Annotated in this window: 11 protein-coding genes; 1 reads left to right on the top strand and 10 read right to left on the bottom strand. The window is 48.6% G+C overall.

Annotation, left to right across the window (positions count from 1 at the left end):
• The first annotated feature begins 213 nt into the window (after positions 1–213).
• Entirely contained in the window at positions 214–480 is a 267-nt protein-coding gene (locus MHI55_RS09230) for a hypothetical protein (protein ID WP_127544537.1), read from the top strand.
• 147 nt (positions 481–627) lie between these two features.
• Here the strand turns inward: MHI55_RS09230 and MHI55_RS09225 are convergent, their stop codons facing one another.
• The 10 genes from MHI55_RS09225 to MHI55_RS09180 all read right to left on the bottom strand — a co-directional run bounded on the left by MHI55_RS09225 (position 628) and on the right by MHI55_RS09180 (position 14,518).
• Complete coding sequence (locus MHI55_RS09225; RefSeq protein WP_340389805.1) at positions 628–1,617, bottom strand: glycosyl hydrolase; 990 nt, start codon at positions 1,615–1,617, stop codon at positions 628–630.
• Position 1,618: 1 nt separating this feature from the next.
• Positions 1,619–2,629, bottom strand: a complete 1,011-nt coding sequence (locus MHI55_RS09220; protein ID WP_083677300.1) for a carbohydrate ABC transporter permease — start codon at positions 2,627–2,629, stop codon at positions 1,619–1,621.
• A gap of 28 nt (positions 2,630–2,657) precedes the next feature.
• A complete protein-coding gene (locus MHI55_RS09215; protein ID WP_076327086.1) occupies positions 2,658–3,557 on the bottom strand; it encodes a sugar ABC transporter permease in 900 nt (299 codons plus the stop codon).
• Positions 3,554–6,139, bottom strand: a complete 2,586-nt coding sequence (locus tag MHI55_RS09210) for a DUF5696 domain-containing protein (protein WP_076327087.1) — start codon at positions 6,137–6,139, stop codon at positions 3,554–3,556. The genes MHI55_RS09215 and MHI55_RS09210 overlap by 4 nt, the downstream gene beginning before the upstream one ends.
• A gap of 14 nt (positions 6,140–6,153) precedes the next feature.
• Complete coding sequence (locus tag MHI55_RS09205) at positions 6,154–6,774, bottom strand: Yip1 family protein (RefSeq protein WP_101313288.1); 621 nt, start codon at positions 6,772–6,774, stop codon at positions 6,154–6,156.
• Entirely contained in the window at positions 6,755–8,221 is a 1,467-nt protein-coding gene (locus tag MHI55_RS09200) for an NHL repeat-containing protein (RefSeq protein WP_076327088.1), read from the bottom strand. Before MHI55_RS09200 ends, MHI55_RS09205 begins: the two co-directional genes overlap by 20 nt.
• An 11-nt stretch (positions 8,222–8,232) precedes the next feature.
• Positions 8,233–9,096: a carbohydrate ABC transporter permease gene (locus tag MHI55_RS09195; RefSeq protein WP_017689719.1), complete on the bottom strand. Its 864-nt coding sequence runs from the start codon at positions 9,094–9,096 to the stop codon at positions 8,233–8,235.
• A gap of 2 nt (positions 9,097–9,098) precedes the next feature.
• Complete coding sequence (locus tag MHI55_RS09190; RefSeq protein WP_076327396.1) at positions 9,099–10,010, bottom strand: sugar ABC transporter permease; 912 nt, start codon at positions 10,008–10,010, stop codon at positions 9,099–9,101.
• Between the two features lie 75 nt (positions 10,011–10,085).
• Positions 10,086–13,013, bottom strand: a complete 2,928-nt coding sequence (locus tag MHI55_RS09185; RefSeq protein WP_340389803.1) for an extracellular solute-binding protein — start codon at positions 13,011–13,013, stop codon at positions 10,086–10,088.
• 125 nt (positions 13,014–13,138) lie between these two features.
• The gene (locus MHI55_RS09180; protein WP_340390585.1) at positions 13,139–14,518 is read right to left on the bottom strand and encodes an extracellular solute-binding protein; all 1,380 of its coding nucleotides are present in this window, start codon (positions 14,516–14,518) and stop codon (positions 13,139–13,141) included.
• Positions 14,519–14,807: the final 289 nt, after the last annotated feature.

The raw sequence follows: 14,807 nt of genomic DNA, 5'->3' as shown, positions 1-14,807 counted from the left end.
CTTTGTGTTGGAGTATAAGTTCTCTAATTTCTCTATTTGTATTCGATATGTATCATGGTTAATCCTGTATGTTTTACATCAAGTTCCCATCCTTGATATCAGTTGATAGAAATCGTCACTCTTTATTATTAACAAGGTAATTTTATCCAAAATATGATAAACTGGACATACGAGATTACTTCAATAATTTGAATCACAACAGGAGGTCATCCTATGTTTGGTGTTAACGTGAAAAAAGTAGAAGATCAACTGGTCATCCGTTGGCAGTTTTCCAAAATTGAAATTCCTATCGCACATATCACATCGGTCACCCTGGATGATACGTACGGTGGCAGCGAACCATCCGCCATTCGGATCGGTCCAGTCAATGGCACAAGCGAAAGGATTCTGATCCGCACGGTTAATCAATCGTACATTTTATTCACTTCCAGCGTGACTTTACATACCAATATCCAAGCTATGTTACACCCGTCAAACTAGATTGTTGTTCAACTTCTCATGTTTCAGGGATGAGGCGTTCCATTAACATATGTGCGCTACCAACAAATGAAGCGTTAGTATTCGCATGAATTCTTACAGCGAATACTAACGCTTCTCTGATTCCAATTCAAGTTGGAAGCGAGATGCTTATAGCCAACTCCACTTCGGTAACTGGTCCAGCGTAATGACCTCTTCACTGTTATACACTTTCTTCAAAAACGTTAGTTCATTATGCATCCCGTCTCTCAGGAATCCACCTGTCCAGGTACAGAACCAACTCCAGTGCACATCCTGTTCCTTCATCTGCTTAGGGTCAGGGATGGAACCGTTCTCGGCCAGTGCGATGATTTTGCCGTTCTGTACAAGCTCTCGCAGGTTGGTGTAACGTGCAGCCAGCGGGCTGTGGTCTCCTGCTTCAGGGTACACATCCACACTGACAATATCCACGATATCATCACCCGGGTACCATTCCGGTTTTTCCGAGTTCCAGACCCAGATAAGGTTGTGCAGCTGATGTTCTTGAACCAATCGATCATACAACAAACGATACAACTGTTTGGCAGGTTCGGGGCCTTTCGCTCCCCACCAGAACCAGCCACCCTCCGCTTCATGAAGTGGTCGAAATAATACAGGCACACCAGCATCCTTCAACTCTTGCAAATGTGTAGCAATAACATCGATATCCCGAATCAATAACTGATATGCTTCCGATTCAGGATGCGCCAGCGCTGAACCCAGATCATAGGTGGTAGCATCCGTATAGAACCCCCGCCACCACTCTTTACCCGGTTCATCAATCAGATCCGTCGGTGCGTTCCAGTGCCAGCATAGCGTCACGATCACGCCTTGTTTGTGCCAGTCTACCGCATCCCGAATCTCCTGGGAGACCGCACCGCGCTCTGTTCTTGATGGCGAATATTCCATGAGATCAAAGCCAATCACAACTGGTTTCCGTCCTGTATTTTCATTAATCCAGTTTAGATTGCTATAATCCTGCTGGCCTGACAACATCCCTTTTTGATAACGCTCTACCAGGAACGCCATCAGTTCTTTTGCTTCGGGAGTCGCTGCTTTATTCACCGGAACTCTGCTGATCTCACGCACTGTCATCTCTACACCTCCAATTGGATTTAACATGTTAACCCACTACACCAGAACGTTCAATACTCTCCACGAAATAACGTTGCACAAACAGATACAAAATAATCAGGGGTGCAATAGCCAGCAAAATGCCTGTATCCACAATCATCGCCACATAGTTTGGATCGGCCTTGATGCCCGAGTTCGAGCCAAAGCCCATCAGCTGCGGAATCAACTGGTTCGCCTGAGCAGGTAAGGAAGCCACTTTCAGCGAGATCAGTGGACTTTCACTCATGAATAATGCCGAATAAAAGGTATCGTTATACTGCCATACAAACGAGAACAGAATAACCGTAATCAACGGCGAGATTGCATTGGGCAGCATGATTCGAGCAAACGTTTTGAATCCACCTGCGCCGTCAATCAATGCAGCCTCCTCGATTTCCTTTGGCATGCCCTTGAAGAACTGACGGAAAATATAGATGAACAGCCCCGCCTTCAGCCCTCCCGCTGTAGCAGCCGTGATCATGGAAGGCCAATACGTATTCAGCAGATTGATGCCATTTTTTCCAGAGAACAACTGGATGATGCCCATAAAGTCAAAGCTGCGGAAATGCAGATACATTGGCACCATAAGTGTGCTTGTCGGCACCAGAATCGTCAGAATCACCAGCACAAAGAGCACATTACTACCCGGAAACGAAAACCGGGCAAAGCCATATCCGGCAAGTGCACAGGATATCGCTGTCAGAAGCGTTGTGATGGTAACAAACAATAACGTGTTCGCCAACAGAGGCAGGTAATCCATCACTTGCACCGCTAGCCGGATATTATCCAATGTAAAGTGCTGGGGAATCATATAGATCGTTGGATTGTAGATATCCTGTTTATCCTTGAACGCAACTGACACTTTGAGAAATAACGGGTACAAAATAATAAATGAAATGCCGATGACCAGTGCATATCTGAATATGGAATAGAGAAGGTCCGATGTTTTGTTTCGCACCCGATGCATGTGATAATTCTGCTTCGGAACTACCACCATGCGATCTGTCCCTGATGCAGCCATAATCTGAAGCCTCCCTTAATGTTAACCGTCAGTTGTAGTGAACCCGCCGTGACAAGACCCATCCCACTACGATCAATACAAGACCAATCACCAGTGTGTACAGCCAGGACATCGCCGAGCTTAAGCCAAAGTTCTGGGTTTTGAATGCGGTTTGGTAGATGGCCTGTGTGACTGGACTCCCGGCAAATGAATCAATGATCGTATAGATGACATTTGTCAGGATCAACGGACTGACCATGGGAAATGTAATTTTCCAGAATGATTCATAAGCTGTCGCCCCTTCGATCTTCGCAACCTCATACATCGATCCCGGTACCGATTGTAGCGCGGCGAGGAAGATCAGAATCTGAACACCTGAGCTGCTAATAATCTCATAGATCCGCATGATGGCTTCTACAATGTAATCCACATAGGCCATCGGCAATCCCACATCCGCCAGCATCCGCACAATGGATACTACGTTGAACGAAGCACCGCCATCGGCTGATGCATCCACCGCACTTGCATCCCCCATTAGATTGATTAATCCCGCAGACTCAGCTGCTGCGACTGCACTCGAAGCCAGAATAACCGGCAGGAAAAAGATTGCACGTGCCATCGTTCTGCCTCTGAACTTCTGGTTAAGCAGTGTGGCCGTAAACAGACTGAAGAACAAAATCATCGGCACATTCAGTAGCATCGCTCCAACCGAGTCGACCAGAATCCGGTTGAACGTCGCGTCAACCAGAAGCGCATCCTTGAAGTTTTTAAATCCAACGTATTCCAGGACGTATCCGCCCGGAGCAACAGACAGATTACTCAGACTGAATCGAATCGATTGCAGGAGCGGTGTGGCAAAGAGGAAGATGAATCCGACCAGCCACGGGGAAATAAATGCAAGTCCAAGCAGCGCTCTCCGTGACTTCAGCGATAATCGAATGGTTCTCATCGGTTCGCTCCTCCCACCACATAGTCCGTCCCGCCAACCGTTGTTCCATCCACGGTAACTGCATCCGCATTGTAATTCACAAGGATGGATGTACCCCCAGTATAGGTGATGCGGACCACGCCATCCTGAATGCGTTCATGCTTGAGGATCTGCTCATTCCCCAGTTCTCCCAGTACTTCATTGGCCTGCTTATACAAGGCAACAGCGTCATCCACCCAATATGCATACTCCGTTGCGTAAGCCGAATCATAATTCGTCAGCTTCAGCCGGGAAGATGGTTCATAGGTCCATTGAAAATACGGAGCGGCCCCAAGCTCCAGACTGCGCAGCAACTGTTTGTGGAGATCCTGATCCCCCGACGTGTTCATGGGAGATGCTGCGTAGTTCATGTACCCATGAATGACCATCGCATAAAAAGGAACTTCTTCATCGGTAATATTGAATCGACTCGACCCTGCGGGTACATTTACAACATGTTGTGCACTTCCCCAAGCGTAGCTATTAGCGGCAGATACCATCAAGTTCGGATAGGACTGTTCCAGCTTGCCCAGCTGCTCTTTCACAATGTTCTTCGCCGTCTCTCGATGAATCACCCGACTATCCCGATAATCTGAAGTCAGGACCTGCCCAAGATCACGAAGGGATAGTCCACCAAGGTCCAGTTGATTGAATTTGTCAGCAAACTCACTCACTACATAAGGAAGCTTGGCCGCTGAGAGCAAATAATAGCTGTCCCTACTCTGATCCATGCGATTAAGTGCAGGATTGTACGGATACAATTCTGCTGTCTCCTTTGTTACAAACCGCGCTGCATCCGAGGAAGGAGCAAAGCGCATATCATCGTGATAAATGTGCTGGAAAGCCACATCCGGGAACAGTGCTCCACCCGACTGCTCCAGCTTGGTGGACAACGCCTGCAGTTCGGAACGACTGCCCACTTCACTGTCCAACTTCACCTGGGTTGGCGTATGATGACTGATGCCACCGCCAAACCATCCTTGATACCGCATTTGTACACGTTCAACACCATCCTGCTGTAACTTTGCTGCCATTTCTGTAGCCTGTTCGTACGTGGTCATGGCTAAAGTGGTCCGATAGGGTACACTCAGGAACGAAGCCTTTTTATCCACTGCACCAAGCACATCAACATAAAACGGCATCTCCGTCTGTTCTGGGAGCGGCTTCAGTACATCCTGCTCGATCAACTGCTGCTGATACAGGCGGGCCATACCCGAGTAACTGGCATCTTCTCCATGAAGGAAATGATAACGGACCTGAATATCTCCACGGTAAGGCTCTTCGCTAAGCAGCTGAATCTCCTGCATTTTCTGCGAGGTGTACATTTCCAATTCATCCTCCCCCCGCAGGGAGAAGGTCGCATGCACGTGGTTGTAGCTATTCTGTCTGCCTCCAATATCCGCGGAGATACTGGCAATACCGTCCCCTTTTTCAATGACTGCAAACCAGGAATTTTCCCCGTTCTTCAGACCAAACACAGGCATATACGCGGATTCACTCACCTGAGGACGACTGAGCGAATTATCATTTGGGTCTGCGCCGTATACACGCTGTACATATTGCTCTTCCTGGGTTTTCCCGTTGTTCAGATGGATCAGGCTGCCGGAACCGTCAGGTACGAGCATATAACCCTCGCCCTTTGTATCCGCAGCACCAAAATAAGCGAGCAAATCAATATTCCGAATGCGGTATTGCCCACTTTCTTCTATTTGGCTTAGAGGTACAGTCACAACAAGCGCCCCTTGATCCAATCGGTATTCCACAGAAATGACAAAGCTGGGCTTATCCGATACACCTCCGCCTTCGACTCCATTCTCCTGATTGTCAAAAGCCAGATCGTCCGCAGTGTACCCCGCCGTCTCAAAGGCACCCAGCATCTTGTTCAGCACAAGTTGCTTCGAGATCTGTCCATCCAGCCGCTCCAGAATATCCGGATTGTTCTTGGTTGGATAATATCGGGCAGATGTGTATCTTGCGACAGTAGCATCCAGCTTGGAAAGAACCTTCTCCTCCAGTCGCTGTTTGCTAATCAACTTCGGCAGCGCATCAATGCCAAGTGATGTATCCCCAAGGGTATAATTCACCCGAATCCCCTGGTCAATCTGGCCCACTGTGAATTGTTTGTTGCTAATACTCGAACTGAAATTCGGAAAGTTCTCCAGTGTACCCATCGAATCCCGGAAAGACACATTCAGCTGGGAGGACAGCACCTCTTTTTCATACGCGGAAGCAAGACCGTCCTCAGCCCGTTCTTTCGGGTTGCTGTACCAGATCTCTCCGCTTTTCCCGTCACGTACTGCAATTTCCGTGGTCTCCTCGTTATAGTACAGGGCGAGTCCCTGATCTTCAGCGACCAGTTGCATACCAGGCACACCCTGCGAGGAGTCGCTAAGGAACTGCAACGGGTCCTCCGTGACGGGCATGGCTTTGGTTGTCGTATCCAGATAAGCCGCGGCTTCTACGGCAGGAACTCCCCTGTTGTTTATATACAGCAGCCCGGCTGCAATCATGATTACAGCTGTACCACCAGCCAGCACCGTATATAATCGTTGCCTTTTGTTCACGGATGCCGCCTCCTTTAGGTCCGAAAAATCAACTCGCGGTAAATGTTATAACCGAATTCGTACAGCTGTTGCAGCATGCTAAAGACCAGTGCTCCAAGGAATACAATAATGCCCATCACAATGAGTGTCAGCACCATCGTAATGATTGTTCTAATCACCGTGTACTGGTGTACCGTCATCATGCCAATGAACAGAAGCAGTACAAACCAGAAGAACGCGATACTATTGAACAGATAATAAAAAGCAGTCTCCTCCTGCACCATAAAACGGCTGATCACGATCATTGGGGCATAGATCAGAATAACCGGAATGAGCGAGTAACCTGTCGCCAGAACGATTTCCTTGAACTTGCCTTCCCCTTCCATCAAAGTTGTTACCGCCCAGTTGGCCATGCACCATAGTAAGAAAGGTACTGCAACCGTGGCGATTTCGATGATGCTATTAATCGTACGAGGATCGATGTAATTAACGAGAAATCCTGCGTACTGCTTTTGCAAAACCATCATAACAATGGTAAGCGCCAATGCTGCAAAAGCAACAAACAGCCGTCCCCGGTTATCCGACTTGAGGTCCCAGAATGCATCAATGGGGTGAAAAATGAGATGCAGCGGAAACTTAATGAAATCCTGCTTCACGATCAACCTGCCTCCTCCGTCTCCATTTAACCGCTACCCGGGTCAGGATCAGAATGACAATCAGCGCGATTGCAACGGTCAGGAATGTACCAAAATGTTCTTTCATCATCTCCCGCCGATGCCTCTTGAACGCGACAGAATAACTCTTGCGGTCCATTCCAAGTTCGAAGTAACCTAGCGCTTCCTCGTTTTTCTTCTCCATTAATAAGGACTTGCCGATACCGATATAAGCGATGTCATAGTTGGCATTCAGCTTCAGCACTTCTCTCCATATATTCACGGCCTCCGTGTCCTCGCCCCGATAGTGGAGTACCACCGCTTCATTCACACGGGCACCAAAACGGGTCGGCTCATAGACAACAAGGTTATTCTTGCCCCGATCCAGAACCAAGTGGTGCTCACCCGATTGTTCAATCGCGACAGGTGTTTTGAGCGTGCCCACCTGATTTCCTTTGCCACCGTATATGTAGAGCAGATGACCTTCATCGTCGTACGTGAACACCCGATTCTGTGTCGCATCCAATACACTGTACATGCCGTCGCCCAGCACTTTCACATCGATCAGTTTGGATGGACCCGGATTGTTGCGGAACCGGATATCGCCTTTGACGTCGTAATAACCAAACCGCTTCAGTACATCTTCACCAGACGGATTCAGCCGTTTGATCGGTTCATTTGAGCCGGGATCAATATTCGTTGCATACACAAATCCTTTGTGGTCAATATCCGCATTGGAGAACTCCGTTGGAACAAAGAGAACCATCTGTGCGCGCTGGGCTTTGGTGGATAACATGCGCCAGATATATTCGCCGTAGTCCCGCTCCACTTTGTTGGTACCGACATATCCGATAAATTTCCCACTCTCGTCAAACTGCATAATCCCTTCGTAGACCCCCTGCGCCACAACATACACTCGGCCTACATGGTCCACCGTCAGCTTCAAAGGCTGGAACTGGAATTGGGTCGACAGGATATCCGACTCGGGCTTCGTGATGGTTTGAATCAGTGTCCCTTCTCCATCCAGGACAACCACACGACCGTTGCCAGTATCAGCGACGTATATGCGTTCTTGCTCATCCACGAACAATCCGCCCGGAAGGTTGAAGGTCTCCTTGCTGCCATCCATCATGAATCCATCGATGACGCGCAACAGCTTAAAGTCTGGGGCCAATACAACAATTCGGCTGTTGCCGCTATCCAAAATGTAGATCAACCCGGAGGGAGAAACGTTCACATCACCGGGGTCTTTGAACTCACTAATGCCGAGGTCACGACCTGATAGAGTACGCTCGGGCAGATAGGCATCTGGTGAAGGTACAGCCTCTTTCCAGTAGTTGTAGTTATAACTCTCATACGGCGCCGGGGAGGCCGCCGCAGGCACGGCATTCACCAGCAGCAGAGATACTGCCGCCAGGAGAACAAGCCATCTTTTCACTGTGCGTGCCATATCGTTCCCCCTTAATCCTTCATGCCCGAGCTCGCCATCGTCTCAATGATTCGGCTCTGAGAGAAAATAAATAGCGTGATCGGCACACTCATCAAAATCAGTGCTACCGCAGCACCCGCTCCTGCCCGGGATATTCCGCCCTGAATAATCTGACCTGCTGCATAATGCAGGGTCTTGAGCTGCTCGCTGTAGATGTACCCATTGCCATCACTGCCCCATAACATCTGAAACAGTAGAATGATCAATGTAAGCCAGGCTGGCTTCACATTGGGCATGACAATGGACCAGAAGATCCGGTATTCACTGGCGCCATCAATCTTGGCTGCTTCCAGCAGTGCATCCGGGATCTGCTCCATGAACTGTTTCATCAGATACAACCCGAGTGAATAGGCAAATGCCGGAATAATGACGGCCCAGTACGTGTCGATCCATCCGAGCCATGACATGATCATATAGTTCGGAATTGCCGTTACCGCAGGTGTGAACATCAGTGACAGTACGACCACTTGGAACATGAATACTTTGCCCGGAAACTTGTGTTTGGCAAGTGGGTACGCCGCTGCGGAAGCTAGCAGCACATGGCCTACGATACCGATGCCTGTTATAAACACCGTGTTGAATATATAACGTGAGAACGGCACCCACGAGTCACTCAGCAGATTCAGCAGATCTGTAAAGTTGCTGAACGTGGGATTTTTGACAAACAGCGTTGGTGGAAAGGTGAAAATCTCATCCAATGGTTTAAATGCATTGTTGATCGCATAGATCAACGGTAGCACCATGAAGGCACCAAAAACGAGCAGAAGAGCAAACAGGGAGAGGCTTCCCGATAGCGAGCGATTCACCCGCTTTTTGCCTGTCGCAATTGCAGCCATAGCTATTCTCCCACCCTTCGAAGCAGTTTCTGGACCAGCAAGTTGGTGCCCACCATAATCATGAACAGCACGGTGGCAATTGCTGATGCATACCCCATCTCAAACCGCGTAGTACCAAAGTCGATCAAATGGGTCACCACAGTCTCTGCTGCATAGTTCACACTTGGGAACCCGGCCAGCGCGATCGACACATCGGCCACGGCAAACGAGGTTGTCAGCTGAATGACTGCGCCGAACATCAACTGTGGACGCATCGAAGGCAGGGTAATGTACCATAGTTCCTGCCAGCGATTCTTGATCCCATCCACCGCTCCCGCTTCGTACAATGTCCGGTCCACCGTCTGCAAACCAGCGATAAAAGCCAGAAATCCCGTTCCGAGACTCAGCCATAGCTGCACGAGAATGAGAATAGGCATAATGTAGGCTTCCGTCTTCAGCCATTGGATCGGCTCCAACAGAAAACCCCATTTGATCAACAGCCCATTGGCAATACCATAACGATCTCCCGAGAAAATCATCAGCCAGATAAAATACACATTGCCCGAGATGGAGGGCGCGTAGAAGATCAGCGTCATGAACGCTCTCCATTTCGGTGTTAACTCATTAATGATCCACGCGAAGACAAAACAGGCAATATAACTGATCGGCCCGGTAATGATGGCAAACAGCAACGTATTCTTGATTGCAATCAGGAATACATCATCCTCCAGAAACAGGCGAGTGTAGTTCTGCCAGCCAATAAAACGCGGGAATTCCAGCATGTTAAAGTAGGTGAAGCTGAGTATGATCGAGATGACAACCGGAATCACGGTAAACATGAGGAACAGGAGCATATAAGGTGCAAGCAGAACATAGGAATGTTTGCTGGCCTTCATTTCCTGGATCTTCCAGCTCCACCACGATTTCATGCCCATCCTTGACGCTTTCTCAGGAGGACTGTTTTGTCCGTCTCGGAGTGATATTTGTGGCACGATTAACCCTCCCTCTGCTTACGGAAGACCAAATTCATTACGTTTGACTCGAATCTCGTCCTGAATATATTGGGTATAATCCATGATGGATTCCCTGGCTTCCACTTGGCCAACAACGGTTTTGTAAAATGCATTGAACAGATGGCGGCCTGTAAAATAACCACCGGGTACTTCAGGAATGCCCTTCACCGTTTCGAATTGTGCCTTGAGATTGGCGTAATCCTCCGCAGGCCACGGCAGGGAATCCAGCGCCTTGATGTTGGCCGTTGGATAACGGGCAGCGGCACCCATCAGTCCTTCCATCTCCCGTCCGAATTCCGCCTGAATCGGTGTGCTGGTCCACCACTTCATGAACTCCCACGCCGCATCCTGATCCTTGGCACCCTCCAGCATCATGACTGCGCTGCCTCCACCCGGTACGTCCCGATTCAAGGTACCATCTGCTTGAACGGTTCCCGGGACAGGAACGAATCCCCATAGTCCGCGAATCTCCGGTGCAAATACGGACAATTGGTTGTACATGGTGTAATCCGTTAGTCCGATAGGCATCTGTCCTGTCCGGAAACGGTTGGCAAAATCATATTCCCGCTCTAACTTGTAATCGGTATAAAACTCCGTCCACTGCTTGAACGTCTCAATTCCGATCCTTGAATCCAGATCCGACTCCTTGTCATCGTTACGATAGAAGGCGCCGCCGTTCTGAAGCAGCATCGTGGCATACTGAGAGTTCGGCGGAATATTGACACCCTGCATATTCGCTTGGGTCACAATCGGCATACCAAATTCCATATGATTTTTGCTCAGAATCGCGAGCAGAGCTTCGACATCTTCCCAGTTCTGAGGCACTTCAAGTCCGAGTTCTTCGAGCACGTCTTTACGATAAAACAGCATGTTAAAAGTTTGCGTTTCCGGCAGGGCATATACGCCTGAATCATAGGCATACGGCACGATTGCACTTTCCCTGAACTCCTGTTCCACGGTGCTATAATCACTGAATTGCGTCAGATCTACAGCCGAGTTCCGCATCGCAAAGTTCACCGGCAGATCATTGCCGATCTGCATCGCTACATCCGGACCTTCACCGGACAAAGTCGCTGGCAGCAAGGTTCCCATATTCACCAGCTTCAGATTCACGTTAATGCCACTGTCTGGTGTGAAGGTCTTGTCAATCATCGCTTTCATCGTATTCGCCTGGTCACGTCCGCTACCAATCCAGACTGTTACCGTACGCTGATCTTCCGATGTCGCTACATTGCCGATCTGGTTATAATCAATGAAGAACGAATGATAGAATATCTTCGCTTCATGACCAAGCTTGGCAAGTGGCCCCATACCTGTTCCGGGAATATCTTGGTCAATCGAAGTGACGTACAGTGCGTCAATCTCAAGGGGCTGCTCTCGTGCCTGCTGCACCCATGTGCCGAGACCGCCTGTATTGGTTTTGTAAGCCGCAAGCCGTCTTGGAATGGTATCTGGCTTATCAATCATCTCGTCCAGCTGCAGCGCCATCGTCTTAATCAGCGCTTCCTGATCACTGGACTGTCCTGACAGGAGACGAAGCTGTGCAGCCACGTCCTTGAGACGTTTACTTTCTCCGCTGAACACTTCCAGCAGGTTCGGAATCTGTTTTTCCACCCGGTAATCCCGGAATTCATCAGGCTTGGTGCCTGTAATCATCAGAATACGTCGGTACATGGAGTTCAAGTTGTACAGACTGTCCTCCACATTGCGGATAAGCGGTGCGAAGTCCCCGAGGCTGTTCTCCAGCCGCAGCACATGTTTTCCTTTTTCCATGTGAAACTTGTATGCTTCTTTGCCGCCCATCACGTCAATACGATAGTCACTCTGATAACGGAAAGGTGCTTTCGCCATCTCTGCAAACGGAACTTCACCATCGATGGTCAGTTTGCGTGTAGAATAGATGCCTTTGACAAAATTCTGCTGAGCGGTAAAACCGATATGATACAGTCCACTTTCCGGCACATCCACTTCCCATTCAATCCATTGTCCTGGCAGACGCCAGTTAAAGCCGCCAATCGTATTGATGCGTACCTGGGAAGCGCTATAAGGAGATACAGCAGAACTTGACCTTTCGCTGGTCGGGTATAACGTAGGTGAAGATTTGGCAATCGCGGCTTCTCCTTCAATGCGAATCAGTACATCCTTCGGCTGCCCAGAGGAGTCCGATTGTTGTGCCCCTGCAGTCTCTGTGTAAGGAACAGCTGTCTTCTCATTGAAAAGACGAATGGACCGAATCACCATGGGTTCACGCGATGATTTTAGCGTTAGCGTGTGTTCCCCTTTTTCCAAATAAAACTTGAATGGAGTCTGTTCGTACCCGTCGGAGTCCTGAAACGTTTCTTCCAGCCAGCGTGGTTGCTCCACTTGTCTCGGGCGAAGGTCATTGCCTTGGTTATCCTGTTCAACGACATCTTTCTCATTCGCCCATACCCGGTCAAACTGCAAATAGGCGGCTTCCGCAAAAGGAAGTTCACCATCAATGTACAATGCACGCTCAATGGCCGAACTCTTGCCTTCTACGGGAAAATAGATTGCGGACAGGTTATACAGCCCGGTCTCCGGCACATTAATCGTCCAATCGACTTGTCCGGTCTCTCCGGTATGGAGAGATACACCATCCATTCCTTCATAATTAGTCAGTTTGCGGACGTCTTCACCTTCGGCTTTTATGTAATCTCCTGCTTCAATGGTGATGTCCACATTCGGCTGTGTAGCCTGATCCGTTCCGGATCGATACTGTTCGTATCCCTTTTTCTGCCGGGTCTGCTGCAAGACTGCATCCACTTCAATGGCAGGCAGACTGCCAGGTGGAATGTTTGCACTCTTTCCATCAGCGCCGGAAGTTATATATAGAATGATGCAGGCTGCCGCCACGATGATTACTGTGGACAATATCCATGTCTTACGTTGTAGAATTCCAGCCATCCTCCGAGTCCTCCTCATCAAGGCTGATGCCAGCAATGCCGATTTGGTGGTTCAGGAAAAGGGGCTCCGTGCAACATTGCCGACACGAGCCCCCTGCCTGAATCGTTTGCTGGTGATAAGTGTTGTTATTGTTTGCCGAGTTTATCAATTGCAGCTTGTGCCTGTGCTTTGTATTTCTCGGCTGTTGCTGTCACGGAAGCATTGTTTTTGATGATATCGTTCACATAATCCCCGAAAGGGTATCCTGTGTAGGCATCATCCAGCAAGATGCGGCCGGTTCCAGCGATGTGCTCGCGAATGATCGCAATATCCTTCTCGTCGGTATAACGACTCTCCAGATAATCTTGACCTGGATACTCTTCAATCTGCGGGATGTCAAAAGTCTCTTCATAGATTTGGTAGACGATCTTTGGATCTTCCACACCTTTAGGAATGAACTTCGCTGATGCTGCGTTGTTTGCATACGTTACCTCTTTGCTACCCTGTGGCCCGTTCGGAATCGGCACAACACCAACCGCAAAGGTGAGATCGCCCAACTGCCATTCAGCAGCAGTGAAAAGAGCTACATCTCCATCTTTGAACGTATTGCTTTCCTCCCAATTGGTTTTGTCGCCGGTTTTGACCTTCACGACATTTTCCACGTTATACAGGCGTTTGACAAATTCGGCAGCTTCAATCGTTTTCGGATCAGACAATCCTTCTTTGCTATTGGTATCATCCACGATTGTTCCACCATTGGCTGCGGTAAAATGACGAACGACATCAAGCGCCCAGCCAGAAAATCCGTATACGTCAGTTTTGCCGTCGTTATTGGTATCTTTGGTTGCCTGTTTGGCAAGTTCCATGAATTTATCCCAATCCCATTTACCTTGGTTATAAAGTTCTTGAGGATCAGGCAAAGATAATTTTTTGAACAAGTCACGGTTATAGTGAAGTCCCAGACCAATGCTGGTTGGAGATTCGAAGGCGTATTCGTTGCCTGCAATGGCAGGAAATTTTGCAATCAGGTTAGCCTCTTGGTTGATGTTATTCTCAGGTGTAGTGAATTCGGAGATGGGCAATAGTTGCCCTTTGAGGATGGCGGGTAGTGCGGATTTGTACTCCATCTGAACGATGTCGGCGAACGGTTCGCCAGCCAGTGCAGACGTTGTGAATTTGTTCATGTATTCTTCAAAAGGTACGTTAACAAACTCCAGTTTTACGTTGTATTTCTTCTCAACCTCTGCAATTTTATCAAGTCTGGCCTTATCGGAGGCCGTCTCTCCCGCCGGTTTCAAGTCCCACCAGGCCGCGACCTTGATGACACGTCCACCCAGATCAGGAACATTAACCACAGCTTCTTCCACTGCGCCTTCTTTTTCTGTCTCAGCGACTTCGGTGCTGTTACCTGAGTTCGTTGTTCCCTCTGCTTCGGTCCCCGTCTGCGCTGTCCCCCCACCACTGCAAGCGGATACAAAAAGCATCACGGCCAATAACATCAGAGGCAGAACATTCCATCTTCTCATCATGATTTTAACAACCTCCCCGAATGTGTATACCAATCATGGTTCACCCTAAATCATTAACCCCATTCATCAACCAATCGAAAATAAACAACCACCACCATTTGTTATTTTCTTGTTTGTTTTTGACAAACAAAATTTAACACAGCAAAATGTAAGCGTCAACATTTTTGTTGTTAACATTTTCTAATTTCTCTGATAAAATTCTGATTAAGCTGTAAAATTCCTGTATCACAGCTTATTCAATATCCTGGACTCTAAGTACAAACATATTAAACCATGATTCTAACTT

This window comes from Paenibacillus sp. FSL E2-0151 (assembly GCF_037993015.1).
Classification (GTDB): domain Bacteria; phylum Bacillota; class Bacilli; order Paenibacillales; family Paenibacillaceae; genus Paenibacillus; species Paenibacillus amylolyticus.
This window is presented reverse-complemented; position numbering and strand designations above follow the sequence as displayed.

Excerpts from the sequence above, each read along its gene's own strand:
- MHI55_RS09230 (WP_127544537.1), top strand. The coding sequence starts at position 214 with ATGTTTGGTGTTAACGTGAAAAAAGTAGAAGATCAACTGGTCATCCGT.
- MHI55_RS09225 (WP_340389805.1), bottom strand. The coding sequence starts at position 1,617 with ATGTTAAATCCAATTGGAGGTGTAGAGATGACAGTGCGTGAGATCAGC.
- MHI55_RS09220 (WP_083677300.1), bottom strand. The coding sequence starts at position 2,629 with ATGGCTGCATCAGGGACAGATCGCATGGTGGTAGTTCCGAAGCAGAAT.
- MHI55_RS09215 (WP_076327086.1), bottom strand. The coding sequence starts at position 3,557 with ATGAGAACCATTCGATTATCGCTGAAGTCACGGAGAGCGCTGCTTGGA.
- MHI55_RS09200 (WP_076327088.1), bottom strand. The coding sequence starts at position 8,221 with ATGGCACGCACAGTGAAAAGATGGCTTGTTCTCCTGGCGGCAGTATCT.
- MHI55_RS09195 (WP_017689719.1), bottom strand. The coding sequence starts at position 9,096 with ATGGCTGCAATTGCGACAGGCAAAAAGCGGGTGAATCGCTCGCTATCG.
- MHI55_RS09190 (WP_076327396.1), bottom strand. The coding sequence starts at position 10,010 with ATGGGCATGAAATCGTGGTGGAGCTGGAAGATCCAGGAAATGAAGGCC.
- MHI55_RS09185 (WP_340389803.1), bottom strand. The coding sequence starts at position 13,013 with ATGGCTGGAATTCTACAACGTAAGACATGGATATTGTCCACAGTAATC.
- MHI55_RS09180 (WP_340390585.1), bottom strand. The coding sequence starts at position 14,518 with ATGAGAAGATGGAATGTTCTGCCTCTGATGTTATTGGCCGTGATGCTT.